Genomic DNA, 25064 nt, shown 5'->3' with positions numbered 1-25064 from the left:
GCGAATCTGATGGCCGAGGGCATTGCTGTCACCGACCCCTGAAAATCATTTGGAGGGATGTTCGTGATCGCAGGCTGTGAGTTCAGCAACAAGCCCCTTCAGCTCGCTGAGGTGGTTCTCGTAGAGACCGCGAGGTGTTGAGTTGTACTTGTTGCACAGGAATGCGGCAGCTGCGACGGCGATACCGTGTTGCGAGCCATTACCCATCGTCTTCGTAGATGAGCCTGCAACGTGGGTGACGCTGATGTGCTTGCCAGCCATCATCAGGTTGTCGATGTTGGATGAATAAAGGCTACGGAAAGGAATTTCGTAGGCTTTCCGATCGCGCATGTCCCAGATCCAATCTTTGAGGCGGAAATCGTATTTCCCTTCTCCAGGACCCCATGCGCAGTGGATGCAGAATGCCCCATCGTTAGGAACCAGCGCGTCGGGGAATTGCGTATGGTTCCGCAGGTCATTCTCCGTGAGGATGTAGTCACCGCGGTATCGGCGAAATTCACCCTGGGCGGCTACATAGGCCATCCATTCAAGCTCAAGGTTTGCGTAGTTCTCAGGCTCAAGACGCTTAACGTTGGAGAACGTTCCGTAGAGTGCCCGCATGAGGTAGTCACGAATGAGCTCGCCTTCGGTATAGGGATCCAGCCATTGGCCGTACTCCCAGAAGTGCGTCGCGGGGAACACATCGGCTTTACTGCCGAATCTGAACTCGGGTGTGCTTGGGTTGTTTCCAGCTTGCGGGCCAGGGCCGTTCTCCTCCCCAGCCTCCAGCAGTTGCCCGCTCAAATTGGCGTAGTCTTTTGCGACTTCGGTTGCCCAAGGAACCTCTGGAAACGGTATTGGGTGATCCGCCATCCGCGTGCGGAAGAACACCGTATTCCCATGGTGCATGTCATCACCGGTCTCGGGAGCGTAGGGCTCATTGAACTCGGCGCGGGCTTCCCGGCCGAACAACGTTTCGGCCCCCACGAAGACGCCGAGGATCGCGGTGCCAGTGGTGTCGATGAATAAGGAGCCCTTGATAAGGCGCTCGGTACCGCCACGAGCTTGCACGGCTTGGACAGCGGCAACCTTGGAGCCCTCTTTGGTTGCGCTGATGATCCGATGCTCAAGAAACACAGTGGCGGTAGGCTCGGCCTCAAGCAGCGACAAGGCTGCTAGGTCGCCGTTCGCGGAGCGCTTAGCCAACTCTTGAAGCAGAGCACCTTGTGAACCTCTCGGCATCAAGCCAATTTCGATGCTTGCGTTACCACCTAGAACAGGGCGGTCGTGGATCAAGGCTACCTTTTGGCCCAGGCGGGCTGCAGTCAGAGCAGCCGCACAGCCGGAGATCCCCCCTCCGACTACCACTACATCGTAATCTCCGGCATCGACAGGGTGCTCGGGCAGCCCCCGCAATTCTTTCCGCCATGCAGAGCTGGCTTCGTTCACCTGGTCGGGGGGCGCTACACCGTCCGTGCAGAGGTAGATCGCATCGCATCGTCCGTCGAAGCCTGTAAGGTCATGCAGGGCCAGGGTTGTTTGACCCTGCGGTAGTGAGACCTTTCCTGCGCATTGCCATGACCAGTCCTGACCATTTGCGCCGAACTCCGTGTCGAGTGTGCTGTCGTTAATCGAGAGCGTGAAGCGCCCAGGGTGGTGTGAGGGCACCCAGTCCTTCGCACGAACCCACACCTCGTAATCGCCAGCGTGAGTCACGTTGATCTTTGTCGTGGCGTCGGCGACTGGACGGCCCAGCCCGTGGGCAAGCAGATACGGGGATCCCATTACCGTCTCAAACTGAGAGTCGAGGACCCAGCCGCCGTAGTTTTCGAAGTCTTCTGCTTCGATCAGGATTCTTGAAAACGATGCGGATTTTTTCTCTGTGTTGCTCACGTCCTAGACTCCCATTTTCCGCTAACCGCGGGATCAATCGCCGACTGCCTCTCGCTCCGAAACTCGCGGCGGCGATCGCATCCTCTCTAGTGCTGCAATGTCTGGGCTCTGCTGAGATCAAGGCTTCATGTCCTTGGCGAAGACATGAAGCCCCGCTGCGGCAGACTCAGAGTCCAGTGATGCCGGAATCGACCGCCAGATACTGAGCGGTCACATAAACGCTCTCGTTGGACATGAAGAACAGTGACGCATAGGCAATCTCCCATGCCGTGCACTGGCGTTTGAACGGCAAGATGTCGCCGGTCCCGCGCGATTCGCGGCCTGCACCAGCGCTACGGCCGTTGGGGGTGTCGACCAGGCCCGGAACGACCATGTTGGTGCGGATATGACGTATGGATCCGGCGCCGGCGAAGAAGCGCAGCAGGCCCATCAGACTGGCCTTGGTGGTGTCATAGGCGATCATTTGCGAACCGAACTTGAAGCCGGCGACCGAGGAGGTAAGAACCAGCGATCCGCCCGCATCCATGCGTTTAATGGCTTCGCGGCCACACAGCATGGCGCCGGTCTGATTGATCGCGATCAGTCGGTTCCATTCCTCCAGCGAGATATCCATACCCAGCGCGCAGAAAGTGCCGACATTGAACACTACGCCATCGAGACCGCCCATCTGTGCGCGGGCAGTTTCAAACATGGCGATCACCTGGCTTTCCTGCTGCACATCCGTGGCGATGGCGCAGCCCTTGCCGCCTTCAGCCTGGATCAGCCTCAGGGTGTCCTCGGCGCTTGCCAGATTGACGTCAGCCACGGCCACAGCGGCCCCCTCACGGGCATACAGCAGGCACATGGCGCGGCCATTGCCGACCGGGTCGGTGGCAACGTCGAATACGCGCTGGCCGCCGCCGATCACCAAGATTTTGCGGCCGTCCAGACGGCCTCGGCCGGGGGCAAGGCCCTGGGATTCGGCGGACAGGGGCAGGGGTTGGGGCGTGGTCATAACGTCTTTCCTTATTGTTGGAAGGGAGCGGATGCAGGGCGGCCACAGCTTGTGCGGTAGTTGCAAGGCGCTCCTGTAACTGTCCCGGCAGCACGTTGGGGTGGCGAGCTCTTGTGGTTGGGTGCTATGGATGTGGCGCCGCAGTCTTATTGTTCCGTCACCTCTGGCTCAGTGACCGTAGATGGCCGAGCTTCGGGCTGGGATTGCCAGATGTTAGGGCGAGGGGGCGGGAGGGGATATTTCCAGTACGACAGTTTTTGGTGCTAATCGGCCAAGATGATGGGACCTATTGCTGATGCTTGAGAGTCTTGCGGTAGCGGTTAGGTGGACGCTCACGCCATAAGCAGCTGCGCGATTACAGCGGCGTCCCATCAATTTACCAGTGCCAGCGTGGCACCTTCCCGGGTCATGTACAGGGCATCTACTTCACCAATTCCGGCTGCGGAGCCAGTTGCCAGAACCGCTTTCCCGTTTGGGCTAAACATCGTGATGGTGCCCCACGTAAGTTGTCATGTGACTAGATGGTAAGGCGCCTCGTGGAGTACTGGTGTTCGCGTATCGTCATCTTTTGGTGTTTTTCAGCCAACCCATTGGGAGTGGCCCAAAGCGCACTCTGCGAGCAAATGCTGCTCCCCGGAGCAACGTCCGCACACTGGTTCAATAGCGCTCCATAGCAGAGGGATTACCTTCACAATGCCCGGCACCATGGGAGAGCTATCGGACCTCAATGGCGCCCAGGGCAATAATTCGAACAGGTACAACTCGCTGCACTGACGTGGGACGGCACTCACCGCATACGGCAGGTCAGCGAAGCAAGTGCCCAGGAAGCCGGAGCGAACATCTGACGGTGCATATCTCCCCGCGGAGGGGTTGGTCGGTGCCCGATAAGCATCTCAATCAATGCATCTCCGTAGCCCGCAACTGATTGCGGTAACGACTGGGGGTGGTGCCCGACCATTCGCGAAATGCTTTAACGAAGTTGGAGGCCTCGGTAAAGCCTGAGCGCTGAGCTACCAGCCCGATCGGCATCTCCGTGGTTCGCAGTAACTGGCTGGCCATATCGAACTTGACCTCCTTGAGGATCTGCCGGAAATGCAGGTCAAGGTCTTCCAGGCGTCTATTGAGAGTGCGCGTGGACATGTTGAAATGGCTTGCCACTTCATCGGCGGTAGGGGGGGCATCCAACAGGTTGCGCAGATGGCTGCGGATACGTTCCGGAAGCGAAGTCGGCCTGAGGCTTCGCTGACAGGCTCGTTCGCACTCTTCGAGCGCCAGCTTCAGGTAAGTCGGGCATGCCGTTGTGAGCGGTATATGGGTTAGCTCCCGCGATACGAGTAGCTGGCTGTGTTTTTGCGAGAACCGCACTTTGTCGCCGAAGAGCTCGTAAAAGGGATCGCTGTTGCTTGGCTCCGGATAGTCGAACTCCACTTGGAAATTCAGTGCCGACAATGGTGTTTCGAGCGCGCGTGCCAGACTGCAGGCCAGTGAGGACAACCAAGACTCCTGATTGAAATGATAGTTGCTACCAAGTGGAATGAGCTTATTGGCGATCAGCGCCACATGGCTCGCATGATCGACTTTGCGGATGTTGAAAGCGCTCCCCAAGATTTTCTGGTAGCGCTTCATGATCTGGTAAACCGTCTCCATATTTGGCGCGCAAGACAGTGCGACACCTAATTCGGCCATATGCGAATGACGCACGCGCTGCCCGAACAGCAACCCCAGCCGGGGGTTGCCGGTCAGCCGCAACCCACGCGTAATGATGGTCGCTAGCTGCTGGTAGCTGAATAGGTGTTGGGGTTGAGAAAAATGCTCCAACACAACACCGGTCTCATCGAGCAGCTCGTTGGCGTTCAAGCCCTGCTCAAGTAATACCTGCATCAACAACGCCGGTAGGTGAGGCGTCACCATCGGCGTGGTCATCGAAATATGACCTTCGTTTTTAGTGTTGCTCGGCTCCATGGAACGGTCCCTTTTTGCGGTACGTTAACCATTCCGGTGGTGCGCCAGCAACGCTGAAATTGATCTCCAGCGCCGGCAGATTTTGATTCTCGTACCTGGGCAGGAGAACGCGTCAGCTTCTGGCTGGCGCATCATGTGGTGACCGCGCTACCCGACCCATTCGAGCTGAGTCCCACAGTGTCGGCGTCAGAAAACTAAAAAGGAAAAGCCGCCGCAAGGCTCGCACTGCGTCGATGCGGGGTTGGCCGCGCACTGCTCCGTATACCGCTTTGTGATGGCCTGTGTCCAACCCAGATCGCCCGAGCCCGAAACAGCGCATCGGCGAATATTCACCGCGACGTGGTCACTAGCACACCGACATCCATCAGCGCAGCAAGTGCGAGCCCCCATCCACGACGAACTCGGAACCGGTGATATACGCCGCTTCATCCGAAGCCAGAAACGCAATGAGCGCGGCCGCGTCATCAGGGGTACCGGCTTGCCCCAAGGGAATACTGGAGGCATAGCGCTGAATGGACGAGGTGGTGTTTTCATCCGCAGCCTGCTGCAACTGACGGGCGATGTTGGCGATCATTTGCGTTGCAATCACGCCGGGGTGCACCGAGTTGCAGCGTACCTTCGCACCCTGGCTACCTGCCAAAGCCACCGATTTGGTCAACTGCGTCACCGCTCCTTTGCTCGCGCCATATGCCACGCTGTACAGCGTCGGGTAATACGAGGCGAGCGAAGAAATGTTGACGATCGAACCACTTCCCTGCCTCTTCATCACCGGCATAACTTCCCGGCAGCCAAGAAAGGTGCCGTCAAGATTGATGTGCATCACGCGTCGCCAATCTTCCAGCGACGTGCTTTCCAGCCCGCCTGCAGTAACTTTGCCTTCAATGCCGGCTCCATTGACCAACACATGTAACGCGCCGTGACGCTCAACGAGCGATCCCACGACTTGTTTCCATTGCGCTTCGCTGGACACGTCCAGCTGCACATACTCGACGTCCACCCCACGCAAAGCCGATCCTGGATTGTCGGCGATATCCGCAGCGATAACCGTCGCTCCACGCTGCGCCAGCATCTTCACCGTGGCTGCGCCAATGCCCCCCGCGCCCCCGGTGACCAGCGCAATCTTGCCGTCAAATAAGCTCATTACTGCTCTCCTGCTCTGGTTGGTACCGACCTTTGGAGTTCCTCTCGGCAACTGCTCAGCGGTGGCTAAACAACCTGCAATACGATCTTCCCGAAGTGGTGGTTGCGCTGCATGCGCTCCAGTGCCTGAGCGAAGTCGGCGAAGGCGAATACCGCATCGACGGGCACTCGCAATGCCTTGGCAGCAATGGCTGAGCCCAGCGCGGACTTGGCTGCTTGAATGACCTGGACAATTTCCAGTGGATTGCGCGTGCGGAACGAGGCGCCCACATAGGTCAGGCGCTTCATGTTGTGGAGATCGAAGTCAAAATGCCCTGACTCACCCGCCAGACGACCAATATTGACGATACGCCCGGCCACTTTAGTAGCACGCATGGTGTCGTTAATCACGTCACCAGCGACATGATCGATAACCAGGTCAACACCTTGCCCCGCGGTGGCATCTAATACTGCTTGCACCCAGTTCGGATCGCGTGAGTTGAGGGCCAGGTCGGCACCAAAATCGCTGAGACGCGCACGACGCTCCTCGTTCGTGGAAGTGCCGATCACTAGCTTGGCGCCTAGCTGCTTGGCTACCTGCATGCCCATGAGGCCCACTGCCGTGCTAGCGCCTTGAATCAGCACGCTCTGACCTACTTTGAGTTGACCATTGGTGGCGAGGGCATCGTGCATGGTCTGAATCGCCACCGGCAGCGTAGTGGCTTCTTCGTAGCTCATGCCTTCAGGAATCGGATACATGACCCATTCAAAACCCAGAACATACTCTGCAAACGCGCCCATGCCCGCCGACATGACCCTGTCACCGACTTTCCAGTGCTCGACTCCAGCCCCGAGCTCGACCACCTCTCCAGACCACTCCATTCCCATCGGCTGATTGGCCTGGGCGCTCTGAAAACCATGAGTGGCTCCGTTAAGAATCAGGAGATCCGCACGGTTCAGCGAACACGCGTGTACCTTTACCAGCACCTGATTAGGTCCCGGTTTAGGAACATCCAGTTCAATAATTTCCGGGCCCTTGTTGCCGTTGACGAGTGCACGCATATCAAATCTTCCTTACCTAGCATTGAGGTTGATCAGGCCACCGGGTCGGCAGCCCGAAACGGTGCGCGGGTGGCCTAGCCGACTTTGCGAATCGGATCTTTGCCGTCCCAATTCACCGATGCCGCCTTGATCATTTCGAAGTACTTGCCCTTCTGACCGCTGATGTCGCTCAGCTCGACCACACAGCCGGGATGCAACTCGGTATCGAAGTAGGAGAAGCGGCCCTGGGGTCCGCCGATCTGACCTTCGTGACCCACCTTGAGGCCTGCGGCCAAGGCATTGTTGTAGACCTCGTCGTAGTTGGTTACCCAGTAGGCGACGTGCTGCAGGCCCTCGTTGCCAGCGTCGAGGAATTCCTTGTACATCGATGGCTCATCGTTAAGCTGCTGGATCAGCTCGATCTGCAGGTCACCGGAGTTGGCCAAAGCAGCGCTGAACTGCATACCTGAATCGACTCCACGGTGACGGAAGTAGTCGGTGGGAACCTTTTCCACATAGAACCAGGGCCCCACACCGAGAACGTTGATCCAATGGTCCATCGCCGCCTTGATGTCCTTGACCACATACCCGTTCTGGGCAACTTTTCCGAAGATTCTGCTCATCTTGATACTCCGCTTGTTCTAGGTAGAAACGCTTACTTGTCCAGCATCTGCTGCAACAATGGGTGATAACGGTCGCCATGAACTTTGCCCGGCTGAAACAGCGCGCTGATGACTTCACTCGTGGCGTCATCCAGCTCGACGGCCAGCGCACCGAGGTTGTCATCGAGAAATGGCAGGGTGTCGCTACCGCAGATCGCAATCACATTGGGGTGCTGGCGGAACAGCCAGGCCAGCGCGAGCTGCGCACTGGTGCAGTCGAAGCGCTTGGCTATCTCGCCGAGCTGATCGACCAGGGCCAGATTCTTGGGAAAGTTTTCCGGGTAGAAGCGCGGCGAGAATCGGCGTACGTCGCTGGCTTCCATTTGCTCCAGGCTGCGCAGCTGACCGGAAAGCATGCCCCGCGCCAGCGGTGAGAACGCCATCACCGACACGCCGAGCTCATCATAGAACCCGAGCTGTTGCTCGATCTCACGCGTCCACAGCGAGTACTCCACCTGCACCGCCGAAATGGGGTGTACCGCATGGGCCTTGCGCAAGGTTTGCTCCGAGACCTCGCACAGCCCCAGGCGACGTACCTTGCCCTCCTGCACAAGCTCCGCCATGGCTCCGACTGTTTCTTCGATCGGTACCTGTGGATCCAGCCGGTGCTGGAAGTACAGATCGATGCAGTCCGTATTCAGGCGGAACAGCGAGGCTTCGCAGGCCTGTTTGACGTATTCCGGACGACTGTCCAAGCCGAAGGGCAGATTGGCCTTAGGCACATAGCCGAATTTGCTCGAAAGCAGCACGCCGGCGCGGCGTCCGGCAATGGCCTTGGCTATCAGCTCTTCGTTGTGCCCCCAGCCGTAGTAGTCCGCGGTATCGAGCAGGTTGATGCCCTCATCCAGCGCCCTGTGGATCACACGCAGCGATTCGCTATCGTCGCGCCGTCCGTAGGCGTTGCTCATGGAGAAGCAGCCCAGCGACATCACCGGCGTCTGTATGCCGGTGCCGTGGCCCAGCGTTCGCAGATGTTTGTTGGCGATCATGCCCAAAGACCTCATTCATCTTGGTTGCCCGGCATCAAGTGCCGGGCAGCGGTTTAACCCAGCTTGAGCTGACCGTTGCTTTCGGTATGCAGCTTCTTCAGGTCGGCATCGAGCTCCACGCGGGTGGACTCCAGGAAGCGACTGACCATGTTGAAGTAGGAGCAGCAGAGGATCAGTTCGGTGGTCTGACGCCGCCCGTAGCGCTCCAGCAGCAGCGCCAGCGCTTCATCGCTGAGCCGTACGTTGAGCGAAATTTCCTCGGCCACGCGACAGAGCAAGCGCCCCTCTTCATCCAAACCTGTGACCGGTCCGTCGACGTCGATCTGGGCAATCTCTTCTGGAGTCACCCCGGCGCGCTGGGCGATCAGCACGTGCTGCTCCCATTCGTAGATGGAGGCGGTGACCTTGCCGATGCGCAGGATGGCAATTTCACGCTTGCGCGCATCGAACTCGCTGTTCATCAAGATGGAGCTGGCCAACTGAATGAATCCAGCCAAGCTGGACGGCGCATTGGCCATCATGCGGAAGATGTTTGCCGGGGGGAGCTGCTTGAGCAGCGCGGCAACTTCCTTGGGCAATTCGTGATCTTCAGGCAAAGCGATGCTGACGCTCATAAAGGGCTTCCTATGGCTACTACAAAAATGTGCTGTGAAGTGGGCGTTACAGCCCGTTGATTCCCGAGTCCACCGCGAGGTACTGACCCGTGACGTAAACGCTTTTCGAGGACATAAAGAGCAGTGGGACGTAGATGATTTGGCTGCCGCCAATAACCAATACCGTTTGCCCCACCGATCGCTGTCGTGTCCCCAGACGCAGGGGGGGGCTGGCCCACCCCGCTGTTCACGATTTAGCGCACGCCACTCGTACGCAGCGAGTTGGGGCTGAAGTTCGAAAATGCGGCAGTGGCGTTGTATTCAGCTTTCGTCGGAACTTCGTTGCGCAGGCCGGCGGTGAAGTAGCGTCCGTTGACTATGTCGTAGCAACTCTCGATAGGCATCGCCATGACCTTGATGTCATACAGCTGTGTGAGATACGCCTCCGACAGGCGCCAGAAATTGCCGCGGTTGTCGTAGTGGTCGACCAGCGAAATGGACCAGCTGTCCTCGTCGAGGTACATCTCGCGCTTGGCGTACATGTGCCGCTTCCCTTCACGCAAAGTGGCTTCCAGGACCCAGACACGATGCAACTCGTAGCGTACGTACTCGGGGTTCAGGTGGCCTGGCTTGACGATGTCGTCATACGTGAGCTTCGGGTCTTCCAGCGCGTAGTTGTTGTACGGAATGTACATCTCGCGCTTACCGACGATCTTCCAGTCGTAGCGGTCAGTCGCGCCGTTAAACATGGTGAAGTTGTCGGCAGTGTGCTGGGCGCCGCCGGTCGAGGAAGGGCCGTCATAGGCGATCTGCGGTGCGCGGCGGACCCGACGCTGGCCTGCGTTGTAGCTCCAGGCCGAGCGCGGCTCGGCCACCGGATTGAACGAGTCGTGCGTGACGAAAACGTTACCCGCATAGATGGCCGGAGAGAGGTTGCGCAGCTTGTAGAAACCCGCCAGATTCTTGTTTTCCAGCTTGTCGTAATCGGTCAGATACGAGGCAATCTGCAGCTCCTGCAGCATGGCATTGGCGGTGAACTTGCCGTCGGCCTCCGGTACCGCCGTGATGGTGGTGCGGCGGTAGCCGGAGCCGATCGGACGGGTGAGGTGGTTCCAGATCAGCTCGTTGCCATTTTGCGGAATCGGGAAGGCTACACCGCGGAAGTAGTTCTGAATGCCAAAACCATCGGACGTCAGCTGTGTGGTGGTGGCGTTCTTTTTTGTGTCGGCATAAACATCGTCGGTGAGCGCCAGAGTGCGATGCGTCGGATAGACGTGCATCTTGAAAGTTTTGGGGTAGCGCGTGAACATCGCTTGCTGGCCAACTGAGAGCTTGTCTTTGTACTGCCCATAGTTGGATGCATCGATGGTCAGTAGCGGCTTCTCATCCTTGAAGATGTTCTGGCGAAATCCGCGTTCATCCACGCTACCGATATTGGTGGGCAGGCCACCGGTCCATTCGGGAATGCTACCGTCGGCATTGCCGGCACGCTCGGCACCCATCGGAGTGAGTTTCTTGCCCAACTGATCGGCCACCTCTGGGGTGACAGCTGCCATGGCGCTAACGCTCAACAAGGTCAGCGCAACGCTGACCCCCTGGAACAGATGCTTGTAGTTGTTCATGTCTGTATCTCCTCAGAAGTTGACACCGAAGCTCAGCGCGACGAAGTCACGATCAACTTGGGTGTTGTACTTGCCGTCGAAGTAATTGGTGTACGACAGGCTCATGGTGTAGAGGCTGTCGTAGTCGCCATCGACGCCGATGCTGATTGCCTTGCTGTCTTCCAGGAACGGTGAGATCGACGGACCATAGCCGTCCACGTCATGGGAGAAGGCCAGGGATGGGCGCATGTTCAAGCTCGGCAGCACATCGCGGTAATCGAGGACCCCGCGCAGGCGGTAGCCCCAGGCCGTTGAGGTGGTAAAACCTTCGTCGTTGCAGTACTGCGGGTTGGAGGTGTTGGTCGATGCGGTACACAGGGCATTGTTAGCCAACACGCCTTGGCCAAAAGCGCCATCACGACCGAAGCGAACACCTAACTTGTTGTCCAGCCCGCCGGTGTGTACTACGGCCGCCTCACCCACCAGAATCAGGCGATCGGCGCCAGCGACGCGGTTGAAGATATGCGTGGCACCAGCCTGCAGCTGAGTCATGTCCTTGCGCTGGTAGCCACTGATGGTCTGGTTGTTCGCTACGTCGTACAGACCGGTGCTGTAAACCGGCGAAACAGCAGGTGTGCCCAGGGCCGCCAGGGTCATGTCGGTGCCACTGATCTGTAATGGCGCATTGGGGCGGAACGAGAGTTCGCCCTGAATGGCAGTACCGATTGATAGCGTGGTGGCGAAGCTCAAGCCATATAGACGAACGTCTTCAGGGTAATCGACGAAGTACTGCGAGGTGCCCAGGCGGTAGGCCCCACCCAGTGCATTGGCTAGACCGGCGCAGGCGGCACCGCCAACCCCGGCGTTGGAACACAGGGCGCCAGCAAAGCCAGTGTCGGCGGTGTGCGGGCCGGTGATCAGGCTGTAGTAGGGCAAACGACTGTGGTAGTTCATGAAGTAGGCCGCGAACTCGGTATCCAGCAACAACGAGTTCCAACGCAACGCCGCCCCCCACTGCCCGCCGTTGCGCGCGTCATTGTCGCCCGCTCGCGGTATCTGAATGCCTTCCGGGGTCAGGACTACGCCTTCAGGAGTCAGCGCGGCAACGGCCGCCGGATTGCCCGTCAGGTTGGCACTCACGGTATTGGCAAGGCAGCCGTCGGCCATATTGTCGATGCCGAAGTAGGTGCCACAGTTGTCCAGGACGATTTGCTTCCAGTCCAACTGATAGAACATTTCCACCGACGTATTCTCGGTCAGACCCTGAGTCAGATAGATCATCTCGACCGGAATCAGACCTTCTTTCAGCTCTGAGCCAGGACGGCGCAGAGCCGATATGTCCACCGGGTTGATGGAGTTGATACCGCCACCGATGAAGGTACTTTCGCCCCAGCTAACGACCTGCTTGCCTACCCGAAACGAGCCGGACATGCCGGCGAGGTCGTAGTTGTAATAGGCGAACATATCCAGCAGTTCGGCGCCGGAGGACTGTGCACCACGCTTACGGTTGGTGTCGTCGATGTCCTTGAAGGGGCGGCTTTCGTCCTTGAGTTCAAAGTCGTACCAGTACTTGCCCCGCGCAAAGAAGCCGTAGTTTCGGTAGCGCAGATCCAGGTCGTGCACGCCCTTGAAAATCTTCGAGAAAGTTTCGCCCTTCTTGAAGTTAAGGCGGCCGTCGTCACTGGTTGTACTGCTGCCAGTACCGCCGTTGTTGACGCCGATTAGGCTGGATTTTGGATCGGATGCGGCCCAGCTGGCACCTACCGAGAGTGCGGAGTCGAACTGCCCTTCAAGCTCGCCATAGTTGAAGGTAAAAGCATTGGCTTTGCCCACCATTGCCGAGCAAACGGCGACGGCCAGCGCGCTGGCTTTAATGCCCGCGAACTTTTGTGATGAATACATTTCACGCCTCATTATTCTTATAAGCGGAGATGGATCTAGGTTCAGTGTTGAGCGACTAATTCCTTTTGCGACGCTCAGCAGCTACCCGGGCCATCCTTGCCCAGGTACGGCGGTTCACTTTGTGGTGTACGCAGCCGGTAGCGGTCGGATGTACTTGGCCGGCTCCAAACCTCGCGCCTGCACCAGGTTTTCGATGGCCAACATGATGTCGTTGGCATCCATCATTCCGAGGTAGTTGCCTTGGGCATCAAAATTGACGTTCGCGCCGTACACCACCATGAAGGTGTCCGTCGGCTCGGTGTTGTCTGCCGGGGTCATGAAGGTGTGAATCGAGCCGCCTGGCTCGAACAGGTAGCTGCCTGCGGTTTGCGGCTGGTCGGGATACTCCACGTAGTTCCACTTGCCGGACATCGTGAACAGGTGAACGGTGCCGGTGTGGTAGTGGCAAGGCAGCGTGACCCCGGGATGGAAGATCACCCGCAACACCCAGACCCCCAAGCTGGGGTCCAGATACAGGGGCTGCAAATCTACCCCTGGGAAATACGGGGCCATTGCGTCTTCGTAAATCGGCAGTTCTTTGGTGTTCAGCGTCAGTAGCTCGTGATGGCTATAGACGGAAATGGGCATTGCCACGGCGTCACTCCTTAGGAGGGTTTTTATTTGACGCCAAGCCTAAACAGCTGCCTGCCCTCGGAATTATTCAGTTACGCCAATTGATTGTGCTTTTCAGCCAACTGGACAGCCCGGTCGCTTAACGACTAGCGCCAGAGAAATGGGGGTGGCATATATAAAATGGAGAACGAGCGCCGTTTTGGAACGATATAAGCGCGACTTCTCATGATCCATATGCGCCACGAATAGTGTTTGCGATACCCACTACGCCCCGCGTTATGAGGCGTAGCTTGCGGCCCCACCCGCCCATCGATAGGTCGAAAAATGAACAATAACAATACTGGTTACCCCTCCCCTCAGCGTGCCTGGAGCATGGTGTTCATCCTGATGCTTGCGTACATCTTGTCGTTCGTGGACCGACAGATATTGAGCCTCTTGGTCGAACCGATCCGCCGCGACCTGCTGTTGAATGACACACAAATCAGTCTGCTAATGGGCCTAGCATTTGCTGTCTTCTACACGCTTTGTGGGCTGCCTCTGGGGCGTGCCGCTGACTCCCGGAGCCGTCGTGGACTAATCGCCATTGGCATTCTGGTCTGGAGCGCCGCCACCGCCTTCTGTGGCCTTGCCAAGAATTACTGGCATTTCCTGATCGGACGTATCGGCGTGGGTGCCGGCGAGGCAGCACTCAACCCGGCAGCCTATTCGCTCATTGCCGACAGTTTTCCTGATGATCGACGTGCTACGGCCATGAGCGTCTACGCCATGGGCGTGTACCTGGGCTCCGGTGCGGCCTATATGCTTGGTGGTCTCATCATCAAGTTTGCTTCGGCGCAGGGCGACATCGTGCTGCCGGTCCTGGGCGAGATACGCCATTGGCAGATGATCTTCGTCATCCTGGGTGCGCTAGGTATCGCGTTCACACTGACCCTGCTGGCCATCAAGGAGCCCGCCCGCCGCGGTGCGGGCGCCGGCGTAGCAATCCCGGTCAAGGACGTGGGGCGCTACATCATGTCCAATCGCAGAACCGTACTCCTGCACAACTTCGGTTTCGCGTTGCTGATGCTGGTTGGTTATGGCATGGGGGCTTGGGCGCCGAGCTTTTTCATCCGCACCTACGGTTGGACCCCCACTGAAGTTGGCATGATCTACGGCAGCATCGTGTTGGTGTTTGGCTGCCTCGGCGTGGTGAGTGGTGGACGTTTGGCTGACTATCTTCGCAAGCGAGGTTACCGCGATGCCTCGATGCGTGTAGGCCTGTTTGCCGCAGTATTGGGGCTTCCCACAGCCTTTGCTCCATTGGCACCGAATGGCACCCTGGCTGCAGTGCTACAAGTTCCAGCGGTGTTCTTCATGAGCATGCCTATCGGCGTTGCAGCCGCAGCCCTGCAGGAAATCATGCCCAACCAGATGCGCGGGCAAGCTATTGCTTTGTATAGCCTGATCGCCAGCATGATTGGCCTGGGCCTTGGTCCAACTGCGGTCGCGCTGATTACCGACTACGGGTTCCGTGACCCGGCGGCAGTGCGTTACTCGATGGTTATCGTCTCCCTCATCGGTCTAAGCGCGGGCGCGCTGCTGTTGGGGCGAGGCCTGATCCATTACCGCAAGACCCATGCGGACCTGGCGCTTTGGCGACCAGCTACACCGGCCGCGTAACGGTACCAAGACGGATAAGCCATTTGCGATCTGGTGGATTGCCATGCTGAAACTGACGGTGCGGGGGCGGCGGTGCGCCTGAGCAGCCAGAGGGATCACCCTGAATCGGATGGGAGTCACGCTCTGCCCCCCACGTCCCCTCGCATTTGATCAATGCGCCCCGCCAGAACCGCGGGGTTGCTGCATCCAGGCCCCATCAGCACCCCGCCCCCTTGAGGCAATCACCAGCTTGGCCGAAAAGCACCATTAGATGTCGGGCCGGCATCATTGGTCGTGAGTCTCGCGCCTTAACATCCAGATCCAAACAGAAAACCCACAGGCAGTTCATGCCTGTTACGCACGTCGATCAGGTACGACTGAATGTACCTGAACATCGATAGAAGTCAGTGTGGATGGAGGCTGGATTATGCCTATAGGTTACGAACTCGAACCGAATGGAATGCTGGATCGGATGTACCGGTGGTTCTCCAAAGTTTCGTCGCGCCATGTCGGCGCGGCCGAGGAGCTGCCACCCAAGGAAACCTTGGACGGGCACCTTGCCGCACAGCGTCTGGCCTATGACGCAGTTGTTCATGTCAGCAAACTCCTACGGGTCGGCATGACCGAACTCGAAGCCGCCACTCTGCTGGAAAATTATCTGAAGGATCACGGCACCGAGCGCTATCTACACCGCGCTTTTGCTTGGTTCGGTTCGCACTCACGCTTCGACGAGTACCAATCCTACAGCGACTACCACCCCAGTGATCGCGTGCTTGAGGAAGACCACGTAGTGATCTTGGACGTTTCTCCCGTGGTGGACGGTTACATCGGAGATGTGGGTTATACCGTCTGCCTCAAACCCAACGAAGAAATGGAAAAAGCTAAAACCTTCCTGCTGCAGCTGCGGGAAGACCTACCCAAGATGTTCGGCAGCACGATGACCGCTGGCGAAATTTGGCTGGATATCGATCGGCGCATCAAAGATGCCGGTTATGACAACGTCCACAGCAAGTATCCGCATTGCGTACTTGGCCATCGCGTATTCCGTGTCAAACCCAAACAAGGCAAACACCTGCGCATCGGTAATCGTTCCTTCGGCTGGTTCTCTCTAGAGACCAACATGGCTTTCTTGAAGATGGGGCTGTCAGCCACGCTGACTCCCGAGCACATCGGTCGAAAGCTCGGACTATGGGCCATCGAACCCCACATCGGCTGGGCCGGAGGCGGCGCCAAATTCGAAGAAATCTTGGTTGTTGAGCCCGGCCGCTGCTACTGGTTGGACGATAACGTCCCCCACGTGCTGGAAGCCAAACAACGCCAGGCCGCGGCGGCGGCGAACTAGTACCAGCGATCACAACGTCCATAAGACCGTATTTGAAGGTCCATACCTCCCAGCCAGAGCGGACCCCAATGAACGGTAGCGCTAGCCAGCAAGATTGGCAGTCAAGGAATAGTAATGAGTATTCGTATCCATCACCTCAACTGCGGAACCATGTGTGTTGCCTGCCAGAGGCTGATCAACGGGTACGGCAGCTGGCGCAAGCCCGGCAAGCTAATCTGCCACTGCTTGCTCATCGAAACCCCAGAGTCGCTAGTACTAGTGGATACGGGAATCGGTCAGGCTGATGTACGCGACCCGCGGCGCCGTCTCGGTTCTGGATTTCTTTCAATCATCCATCCACAGCTTTCCATGGAGGAAACGGCACTTTCGCAGGTGCGTGCGCTCGGCTACGACCCCTGCGACGTGCGGCATATCGTGCCGACTCATTTGGATATGGATCATGCAGGAGGACTGAGCGACTTCCCAGCGGCGAAGGTGCATGTTTTCAAGCCCGAGCTAGAGCCAGTATTGAAGCCACGCATGCGCGATCGGGTTCGTTTCCGACAACCCCAGTTCGAGCACAGCCCTCATTGGGTGGTGCACGAGGAACAAGGGGACAGTTGGTTTGGCTTCGGGAGCATTCAAGCGATACCAGGGCTGAGTACTGACGTGCTCCTCATTCCACTGGTTGGCCATACCCGCGGCCATTCCGGGGTAGCTGTCCGCCAAGGAGACAAGTGGCTCCTACACTGCGGGGACGCGTACTACCACCACAGCCAGATCAGCTCGCGACCTCAAGCGCCAGCCGGCCTAGTGGTGTTCGAGGCAGCGGTACAGACGATTCGCTGCCAACGTCTTCGAAACCAGGCTCGGCTACGCCACTTAGCCGCACACCATGGGAATGAGGTCGAGTTGTTCTGCGCTCACGACCCCGTCGAACTGGAACGTTACACGGGTACAGGTTAAGTGCCAGAGGTCGTGCTCAGCACTTCGGTCAACGACCTGCGTTTGCGTCAATACAACGCTCCTGCTGACTTGCCTCATCAATCCGGATAGAAGGGCTGGCGCAGCTAATGCATCCGTTTTCTAGCCCCCCACTACAAGAACTCTAGGGGTCACCAAAATGAGCGGCGCGTTCATAATTCTTTCGATCATCATCATCGCGGTTGGTACCTATGTACGTCACCGTTACTTTTGATTTGTGCCGAAGTAAATTTGGAACGAACTTCTGATCGCGGGCTTTCTGCCCGCTCAAGCGTGAGTTGGCCGGGTTTCTAACCGAGCGCACGGGCACCCATCAGGCGAGCAGTTTGAACGGGAAGCTCATGAAATTGACTGAGAGCAAGCAAGGAATCGCACGACGTTCAGGAGCTCAGCACCCGGGCTGTGGGTAGTCTGATTTCGGGGATTACGTCGAGGTGCAGGCCAGCCGAGACGTACAGCTGCAGCGCGACGGAATCGTGATCGAGGCGCGAGAGATCCGAGGGAGCAAAGCTCGCCTTTCTTTCGAGGCCCAAAGAGAGGTCGGCATCTTGCGGGAAGAGATAGGTGGGGTGGATTTGCAAGAGGCCCAGGGCTGGAGTCGTCCGCGTCGCCAGCCTAAGTAGTGATGGCCGTTTGCGGCCAGGAGCGGACGTTCGTAACCGGCCTCATCTGACCGAGAGCGGAAATGGCCTTTAAGTCTTGGTTAAGGCCAAGCTCGCTCTCGCCCCTCAATTGGAGCCTCGACCAACCAAGATAGGCCGCGCTCTTCAAGCCGCTGTTTTCATCGCAAGATGAGCGATACCAAACACATCTATAGCTTGCGCAATATCTTTCCATCCTCTGCCGGGAAGGAGTGGAGAGTATACGGGTTGCCTTCCAGTGCCCTAATCAGCGCATCCTCATCTTCGGATGTGGCGAGAATGATCTGACCTTTTCCTGTGCTGGCAATAGAAGCTGCCTTGAGAAGAGCGGTGAAACTTACTTTTTTCGCTTCTTGCTGCCGAGGCTCGTCGAAAATAAGGATGCCTGGATGATTTGTCTGATATTCGTTAGCCAGTTGGAATAAACCAATTAGATAACTCCAGATTATACGAATCCCATCACTGGCTGACGTATCAAACCCGAGATCAAAACCTTCGCGGGTAGGCAGGTAAGTTTCTTCAGAAATTTGAATCAATTCCGGTTTGAAGCTTGAAAAGCCAAAATTTGACAGTAGAGAAACAACATGCACGCCTAGCCTTTGAAGTTTTTGCGTATCTGTTATAGAAAGTATATTTTGAGGTAGACTTCTTCTTTGCTGGACGAGCTTTTTGTAGCTTTTAAAATGAGTATCTAACTCTAGCCTTGCCTGCAGAATGGCAGATATACCGTCAGAGTAGTCTTTGATCCGATTCTCTAAGTTTATTTTCTTTCGAAGATTTTCCTCTAACACCAAGGCGTCGGAGGGTAGCGCGGCTTTTTGAAGCCTGCTGACCTCATCGATTAGTACAGTGATTTTTTTGTTTATTTGGTTCCGCTCAAGCTCTTGTAGACTCTTTCGCTTAATTAGTCCATATCTAACACTTTCAAATACCTTTCCTTGTTCCTTGATGTAATCAAGGCTCTCATCAAGTGACATCAGAGGCGCACTGTTGCTCAAGCTCGCTAGGTTTTCTGAAATCTCTTGGGTGCAAGTCGGGCAAGTATCTTTTTCGAGCGAGCTTCCAGCGATGCTTTCCAGCTTACCTATTTTAGTTAGGTCCTCATATTTTCTTCTGTCTTCTTTGAGAGCGTTTATCCTAGTGCTAGCAGAGAGAATTTGTTGATTGCAGTAACTGATTTCTTCTTCAATTCTATTCGCGCCATAGGATAGCTCGCGTATTTCACCCTTACAGTCATCTATCCTTTTTAGGCTCAGCGTGTCATTTGATGCTGTTGAGTTATTCAGCTGGAGCTCTTTAATGAATATATCCAGTTCGGCTTCTGTTTCGCTCTTTAAGAACTGAATTGATCGCCATTTACCCAGATGCTTTACACCCACATCTATTTTAAAAGGGTCAAAATTGTTTTCTGGTGCTTCAGGTATTCCGCTCACCTCTCCGCCGATTTTTGCAGCCGCGATGGAAAGTGTTTTTTTGCAGATTTTCCAAGAATAGGCAAGGTCGTCAAGGGCGCTTTTTATTTGAAATTTTTTGTTAACTATCGAGTTTGTTTCTAATGCCAAAATAAATTCAATGGACCGCTTCTTTGCTTCTTTTATTTTTAGGAATAGCGGTGTTGTTGCTTGGATGGATGTCCATCCTTTTTTCTGTTCGACGAACCATGTGGGAAAAAATACGGCCGGATAAAGAGGTGCCTCGCGGCCGTCGATGGTTGGCACCGTCGGCAAGCTCCATCCTACAAACCTACTTAACCAGTAGTAAAACCCAAGAGCGCGTGTGGTATCGCCCTCTCTATGCAGAAACAGTTTTTGGCTCAGGCCCTCGCTGATTTCTTCAATTCCAGTGGGATAGATAAACGCAACATTATCTTCAGACACGCCAAGAATCTGACGTTTTATCGTCGCGATCTCGCCCGTGTTATTTGCTATTTCCAGCAACACCATAGAAGAGATAACAGGTAACTCGATACCGTTTTCATCTTCGATTTCTTTGGTCAGGGATGGTGGAAACGGTAGCTTAACGTCAGCAAGGCCTAGGGATTTTTCCATGCCTAATGCGTAGGCAATAGCGTTCATGCACGTTGATTTGCCGTGAGTGTTTTCGACTCTAAGTACGAATAGTCCGCTTTTAAAGGGGATATCCACCCCAAAGTCACCGGCAGAGGTTTTAGCAACGATCTTTAGCCTTTTTATTTCCAGCATCACTAATTAGCCTTGAAAATGCGCTCTACGGCGGCTTCGGATAAGTATTTTTTTGAGACTTTTAGGGCGAGTTTCTCTTCTATCATTAGTTCCTTGTCAGACTCTAGCTGTTCAAAGAACTGCTCACCTTTAGTGGTTAGCTCTATTTTCCCATCAGTTTTGCGGGCGTATCCAGAGGCTGCTATTAACTCAATGGCTTTATCAATGAATGGATCGAGCCTAATGTTCGGAGCAAAGAGAAGCTTTGACTGTGACCAATCACTTAATTCGTCAAGATGCTCTCTTGATTTTGTCAGCCAATTAGCCGTATGGATTTTTTTTAATGAGCATCTTTTCTCTCGGCCTGTCACTCCAACGATCAACACCACTAAAGCGCCTTTCCATAGAGGTCTCGTTTCACAAGGAGTGAAAACTTTCCTTCGATTAAAGGAAAATGGACTATTGAGTAGATCTTCTATTTCCATCAGAAATCCAAAGGGCAGCGGATTAACCAGTCGGCAACAACTCCAAACTTTATAAGTTCTATATCAGTTCTCTTCAGGGTAATGACTTCTCTGGATAGATCATCGTCTAGCTTCTGAAGCTCCGCCTTGATCACTTCGTTAGGCAGTAATTCTGGCGCAGTCAAGAAGCGAGTTTCTAGATACTCTTGCCTATTTTGAACGGCGGTAATGACGACCTCGTAGATATCAGCCCAGTCTTGGAGAAGTCTGTTTAGAAGATTCTGATAATCCAAGTACTTGTGCACTAGAGTGCTTTTTGTTCTTTGTCGTTGGGCTTCATCACCAACTACTTTGGGAAGTTTTCTGTCAAGATTATTGAGAAATGTTAGGTTTTGATCTATCCAGATCTCGACTTTTTGTGCGGTATTTTTTTCGAAGTCGATATTTAGCTGATAGGCTTGCTTGCTTAAAGCCTCTACCTCTAGTCGATAGTCCGCTTCCGTATGTATCAGAACTTCAAAATCACTGGCGACATAGTTGAGATTTAGCTCTCTTATTTCGAGTGATTTTTGAGCGCAGAAAGCTGTGATTTCAGCTGATTTATGAGCTGAGGTTGCGAGTATCCACCGGCAAATCTTGGTTGAGCCAAAGAGCTTTTCAAGTTTTTTTGTATTGTCGCGAAATTTTTTTAGATCCTTATTGATCTTGTCTTTTTGCGCCGCCACTAGTTTCTTGATGTCTGAGATTTGCTCAGGCAGATAGCACTGAAAGGCGTGTCCCGCCAACGTGTAGCATTCTATTCCACAGTCCCCGCCTTGGTTATCTGGCACGTCTCTATAATTGGCAGGAGAATAGTGAAGCTTAACGATATCTTTAAAATATCGTTCAAATGCCTTCGGATCGGTGTCCTTGTTTTCAATCATCCCTAGCAACCCCAGATTTTTCTCAAAATCGCAGTTCGGATTTTTATCTCGAATTTTTTCGCTTTACGCGGACTTTCGGCCAAATCGTCTTCTGAACTAGTCTGCCTTATCTCTGGCGAGCGAATAAAGGGGACAGATTTATTTTCCCTGCTCTAAAAACGTCCGCTTCTGGCCGATTTCTGCCGGTTCCCACTGGCAACTTTGGGTCGTGTGCAGCCGGTCGTCACTGCTGCAACATGCAAACGGTGCTCAGCACGAATGCAATTGAGTGGTCAGCACTCAATCAAATCTCCTTCTCAATCAGTGCGTTGATCATGCGCATCGACGCTGCCACTACCTGATGGTGAAGCCGGTATGTATTTTTTCGCCTGGGATTGGCAGAAGTGGTTGTCGTTTGAGCGGCGCGGGCGACCGCATTGCTGTATTCAGCGGCAGGCTTTGCTTGGGTTTGAGCGAGAGCGAGAGATCCTTGACTCATCGAATCAAGATGAGCGGTGGACGCCATGGGATACACAACCGTCAAATGCCATAACTGCAGCAAATTCATGGTGCCACGCACTACCTATGCACGAGGCATCGTCAGTGGCCCCTACCCTTGCAGCAACCACTGCCCGTTCTGCCTCAGCTCAAATTGGGATGGCAGCGCCCCAAGCCTTGGCAAACGGTTGTTCTGGCTACTCGGCGTCAGCCTTGGTGTTCTCGCCTGCGTCCTGGTTGGAGCGCTTCTATTCAAACTGCAGTGGTGGGCTGGTGTTGAAGGCTCCTACCCGTGGCTGACACTGCTGACATACATAATTTCGGCGGGCGGGGGCTACGCCTTCTATAGCTGGTTCACATCCTGGGAAGGCTGAGCCGGGCATGACCCACTCCGTCGTCATTTGACGACCATTTGAAGCTCCACACACTGAGGCATGGCCGCCTGAGAAGAGCTGCGTCGTCATCTGGTGTACGTTTGGTGCACCTGGCCGCACTGCAGAGCGGGAATCTTCACCCCCCCTCGCAGATCCCAGCAACTCCGCCCCCGCATCCTTCTTCAGCAACTCATACACCACCGTCAGGAACACCTCCCGCGTCGACTCGTCGCTGAGCAGCTTGGTCGCCATGCTGGTGAGGCTGCTCATGGCGCCAGCAATGGCCTGGATGGCCTTCATCGGCAGGTCAGCCTTCATCGCCTGGTCCATGCTGTTGTTCTGCACTTGGGCCATCACCACGCTGTCGGCACGCAGTTTCTCGGACACATGCACGGCGAAGGCCACCTGGTCGGTGTCGGTGATGTCCTTGCCGAAAGCGTTGTTGAGCTTTTCGATCAGCTCGGTGAGGTACTTCTTCTCGCGGTCTTGGGCGGCGCGCAGGCCGTTGTCGGTAATGCCGTAGAGGCTGGGCGTTTCCGCCTGCACAGCAACGCCGCCGAGGTTGTCACCCTTCTTGATCTTGTAGTGGCTGAGCTTGAGGTCGCCCAGGTCCACCTGTTCGGGCGTGATGCCCTTGAGACGCTTGCGCAGCAGACGGGCGTAACTGGCAAAGGCTTCCAGGCTCGGATCGCCGAACTCCACCAGTTGAGCGATGTACTCGTAGGTGCGCACGAACTTGGTCAGGCTCTCGCTGAAGATCATCAGCTCGTCGCGCGCCTTGCAGTATTCCGCGCGCTGCACGTCGGCGTATCGTTGCCGTCGTCATGGGCCTTTTCCCAGGCCTTCTCCCACTGGTCGATGGCGTCGTTGAGCGTCTTGAGCTTGCCGTTGAAGCGGTCGGTGGCCGACTGGGTCAGCGAGTAGCGACCCAGATTCGCGCCCCTGTCCAACCAGCACCTTTAATGGCCTAACTACCTCCCATCACTGCGAGGAAGATAAAGGGAATTGCCTCAACCCAGTGACGGTCAGGAGCTGCGCTTTTCTTCTTCACGCTTATCGAGCCGAATAGCAACCCGATAACCAATAAGGGCAGCTATGCCCAGTGCGAGGAGTACTAGGCCAACAGCCAACATGAGTCGCTCAGTGGGTTCCATCGCTACTCTCCAGCCAGCTTTCAGGCCATCCAATTTAACTCTGCACCCCTGACCAATCGCCGCGTGAGGAGTATCTGCGGCGCAGACGCGCGGTTGATCGAGAGAACACAGCTCGCGTATAGCGCCGCCCTCCGGTGCGCCGCCAACCCCATCCTCTCGACACACAGTCACACCCTCTCAATCAACCTCTGCTGCTCAAAGGAGATCCTGTTAAGCAGGCAATATGAGACCGGGTAACCATGTACTTGCCTGACCTCGTCTCCGGCAAATGTCTTCATGACCACGCCTTCGAGAACGAACTGGATTCCGCCAGAGAGGTACTTGTCGCTGTGAATCTTCGCATAGCCGTCAGTGATAGATATCCCACCCAGATCAGACCACAGGTAATAAATACCCTGGCCGTATAATCCATCCGCCGTCACCCGGAATAACTCCACTCGGTTACGGCTTCCTTTGCCTGCAAATCCCTGGATTACTCCGTCAGCGATAATCGGCGGCCATACTCGGCCGCAGTCAGAAACCTTGAACTCCAAGAGAACTCCAGTCACTCAGCAGCCGACTCCCTGGCCTTACCCATCTCCCTTACCCGCACCAACGCTCGCACTGTCAGCAGGCTCACCATCGCCGCCACTCGAACGCCCGATGCCAGCAAGACCAAAATCCCACAGGTGAAAACCAGGCTTTCAATCGCTCCAGTCCAAATACCGAAATCCCAGAACCGCGCGAAGATCATTTCCGTTCACCCTTGCCCAGAAGCACACCGATCCGCTTCCAGTCCTCTGCCGCCTCTCGCAGCAAGCTACGCGACACCAGATACGTCAGAACAAACATTGCAAGGGCCAGCAGCAAAACTCCAACCTGCATCGCCAGCAGCGTTACCAAACCCATCTCTCCCCCTCGACCCATCCCCGATTCCACGGCTAGACCATCCGTTCGCAAATTTGCAGGAGGTCAATTTCGACCTCACTGCTCACCAGATCCTGAGCTGGATTTCTATGCTGGCATTCTCCCATCCTCTGCCTCACTCCCAAGCGCCACCCACGCTCAATCAGTATCACCGCGCAACAGCCAACCTCCCTCACCCCACGCTGCGCGACACAGTTTCAAAAAAGGGGATTGCCAATTACTAACTAATGGCAATCGAGGGTTGAATTGCCAATAGCCCCCCCTATTTCCGCTCAAATATCCGTTCTAGAGCGGTGCGCGCTATGTTTGGATTTTTCGGTTTTCAGATCGCAGCCTTCGGGGGCTTGCAGGATAGCGTCACAGCCTAGTGGCACTAGGGTTTGATAGCGTCACACGGGGCCAGCAATCCGGTCGACTGGGCCGATAGCGTCACACGGCCCAAATATAGCGTCACACGGATAGCGTCACAGCCTAGTGCCACTAAGGTTTGATAGCGTCACACGGCCCCAGAAATCCGGTCGGCTGAGCCGATAGCGTCACACGACCCAAATATAGCGTCACACGGATAGCGTCACAGCCTAGTGCCACTAGGGTTTGATAGCGTCACACGGGGCCAGCAATCCGGTCGACTGGGCCGATAGCGTCACACGGCCCA

At 55.7% G+C, this 25064-nt stretch carries 22 protein-coding genes; 3 read left to right on the top strand and 19 right to left on the bottom strand.

Annotated features, from left to right (window positions below; all coding sequences use genetic code 11):
* Nucleotides 1–45 precede the first annotated feature (45 nt).
* From D3880_RS04075 to D3880_RS04025, 11 genes are all read right to left on the bottom strand, one after another.
* On the bottom strand, nucleotides 46–1872 hold the full coding sequence (locus tag D3880_RS04075) for an FAD-dependent oxidoreductase (RefSeq protein ID WP_218567597.1): 1827 nt from the start codon (nucleotides 1870–1872) through the stop codon (nucleotides 46–48).
* Between the two features lie 166 nt (nucleotides 1873–2038).
* On the bottom strand, nucleotides 2039–2866 hold the full coding sequence (locus D3880_RS04070; RefSeq protein WP_119892243.1) for an SDR family NAD(P)-dependent oxidoreductase: 828 nt from the start codon (nucleotides 2864–2866) through the stop codon (nucleotides 2039–2041).
* Between the two features lie 897 nt (nucleotides 2867–3763).
* Complete coding sequence (locus tag D3880_RS04065) at nucleotides 3764–4828, bottom strand: AraC family transcriptional regulator (RefSeq protein WP_119892242.1); 1065 nt, start codon at nucleotides 4826–4828, stop codon at nucleotides 3764–3766.
* Between the two features lie 364 nt (nucleotides 4829–5192).
* Complete coding sequence (locus D3880_RS04060; protein ID WP_119892241.1) at nucleotides 5193–5969, bottom strand: SDR family NAD(P)-dependent oxidoreductase; 777 nt, start codon at nucleotides 5967–5969, stop codon at nucleotides 5193–5195.
* Nucleotides 5970–6034: 65 nt separating this feature from the next.
* The gene (locus D3880_RS04055) at nucleotides 6035–7009 is read right to left on the bottom strand and encodes a quinone oxidoreductase family protein (RefSeq protein ID WP_119892240.1); all 975 of its coding nucleotides are present in this window, start codon (nucleotides 7007–7009) and stop codon (nucleotides 6035–6037) included.
* Between the two features lie 74 nt (nucleotides 7010–7083).
* On the bottom strand, nucleotides 7084–7611 hold the full coding sequence (locus D3880_RS04050) for a VOC family protein (RefSeq protein WP_119892239.1): 528 nt from the start codon (nucleotides 7609–7611) through the stop codon (nucleotides 7084–7086).
* A gap of 32 nt (nucleotides 7612–7643) precedes the next feature.
* A complete protein-coding gene (locus tag D3880_RS04045; protein ID WP_238474436.1) occupies nucleotides 7644–8639 on the bottom strand; it encodes an aldo/keto reductase in 996 nt (331 codons plus the stop codon).
* A gap of 53 nt (nucleotides 8640–8692) precedes the next feature.
* Complete coding sequence (locus D3880_RS04040; RefSeq protein WP_119892238.1) at nucleotides 8693–9253, bottom strand: carboxymuconolactone decarboxylase family protein; 561 nt, start codon at nucleotides 9251–9253, stop codon at nucleotides 8693–8695.
* 233 nt (nucleotides 9254–9486) lie between these two features.
* Nucleotides 9487–10854, bottom strand: a complete 1368-nt coding sequence (locus D3880_RS04035; protein WP_119892237.1) for a DUF1329 domain-containing protein — start codon at nucleotides 10852–10854, stop codon at nucleotides 9487–9489.
* A 12-nt stretch (nucleotides 10855–10866) separates the two neighbouring features.
* Nucleotides 10867–12735, bottom strand: coding sequence for a DUF1302 domain-containing protein (locus D3880_RS04030; RefSeq protein ID WP_119892236.1), 1869 nt, complete (start codon nucleotides 12733–12735; stop codon nucleotides 10867–10869).
* Nucleotides 12736–12849: 114 nt separating this feature from the next.
* Nucleotides 12850–13362, bottom strand: coding sequence for a 2,4'-dihydroxyacetophenone dioxygenase family protein (locus tag D3880_RS04025; RefSeq protein WP_119892235.1), 513 nt, complete (start codon nucleotides 13360–13362; stop codon nucleotides 12850–12852).
* 309 nt (nucleotides 13363–13671) lie between these two features.
* Between D3880_RS04025 and D3880_RS04020 the strand changes: the two genes are divergently transcribed.
* The 3 genes from D3880_RS04020 to D3880_RS04010 all read left to right on the top strand — a co-directional run bounded on the left by D3880_RS04020 (nucleotide 13672) and on the right by D3880_RS04010 (nucleotide 17272).
* The gene (locus D3880_RS04020) at nucleotides 13672–15006 is read left to right on the top strand and encodes a spinster family MFS transporter (RefSeq protein ID WP_119892234.1); all 1335 of its coding nucleotides are present in this window, start codon (nucleotides 13672–13674) and stop codon (nucleotides 15004–15006) included.
* Nucleotides 15007–15412: 406 nt separating this feature from the next.
* Complete coding sequence (locus tag D3880_RS04015) at nucleotides 15413–16327, top strand: M24 family metallopeptidase (protein WP_119892233.1); 915 nt, start codon at nucleotides 15413–15415, stop codon at nucleotides 16325–16327.
* Nucleotides 16328–16441: 114 nt separating this feature from the next.
* Nucleotides 16442–17272 (top strand): MBL fold metallo-hydrolase, encoded by an 831-nt coding sequence (locus D3880_RS04010; protein WP_218567595.1) that lies wholly within the window; start codon nucleotides 16442–16444, stop codon nucleotides 17270–17272.
* A gap of 829 nt (nucleotides 17273–18101) precedes the next feature.
* Here D3880_RS04010 and D3880_RS04000 read toward each other — a convergent pair.
* The 8 genes from D3880_RS04000 to D3880_RS22610 form a co-directional block, all read right to left on the bottom strand.
* Complete coding sequence (locus D3880_RS04000; protein ID WP_218567594.1) at nucleotides 18102–20132, bottom strand: hypothetical protein; 2031 nt, start codon at nucleotides 20130–20132, stop codon at nucleotides 18102–18104.
* A gap of 2 nt (nucleotides 20133–20134) precedes the next feature.
* Complete coding sequence (locus D3880_RS22620; RefSeq protein WP_162934934.1) at nucleotides 20135–20596, bottom strand: hypothetical protein; 462 nt, start codon at nucleotides 20594–20596, stop codon at nucleotides 20135–20137.
* Nucleotides 20596–21498 carry a hypothetical protein gene (locus tag D3880_RS03995; RefSeq protein WP_119892230.1) on the bottom strand — a complete coding sequence of 301 codons (903 nt, stop codon included), beginning with the start codon at nucleotides 21496–21498 and terminating at the stop codon, nucleotides 20596–20598. Before D3880_RS03995 ends, D3880_RS22620 begins: the two co-directional genes overlap by 1 nt.
* Before the next feature lie 283 nt (nucleotides 21499–21781).
* Complete coding sequence (locus D3880_RS22615; RefSeq protein ID WP_162934933.1) at nucleotides 21782–22045, bottom strand: hypothetical protein; 264 nt, start codon at nucleotides 22043–22045, stop codon at nucleotides 21782–21784.
* 178 nt (nucleotides 22046–22223) lie between these two features.
* Entirely contained in the window at nucleotides 22224–23150 is a 927-nt protein-coding gene (locus tag D3880_RS03990) for a hypothetical protein (protein ID WP_238474401.1), read from the bottom strand.
* Nucleotides 23111–23299: a hypothetical protein gene (locus tag D3880_RS23020; RefSeq protein ID WP_238474400.1), complete on the bottom strand. Its 189-nt coding sequence runs from the start codon at nucleotides 23297–23299 to the stop codon at nucleotides 23111–23113. The genes D3880_RS03990 and D3880_RS23020 overlap by 40 nt, the downstream gene beginning before the upstream one ends.
* Nucleotides 23300–23670: 371 nt before the next feature.
* Nucleotides 23671–24036, bottom strand: a complete 366-nt coding sequence (locus D3880_RS03985) for a hypothetical protein (protein ID WP_162934932.1) — start codon at nucleotides 24034–24036, stop codon at nucleotides 23671–23673.
* 196 nt (nucleotides 24037–24232) lie between these two features.
* Nucleotides 24233–24385 carry a hypothetical protein gene (locus D3880_RS22610; protein ID WP_162934931.1) on the bottom strand — a complete coding sequence of 51 codons (153 nt, stop codon included), beginning with the start codon at nucleotides 24383–24385 and terminating at the stop codon, nucleotides 24233–24235.
* Between the last annotated feature and the right edge of the window lie 679 nt (nucleotides 24386–25064).

Source organism: Pseudomonas cavernae (assembly GCF_003595175.1).
GTDB classification, from domain to species: domain Bacteria; phylum Pseudomonadota; class Gammaproteobacteria; order Pseudomonadales; family Pseudomonadaceae; genus Aquipseudomonas; species Aquipseudomonas cavernae.
This window is presented reverse-complemented; position numbering and strand designations above follow the sequence as displayed.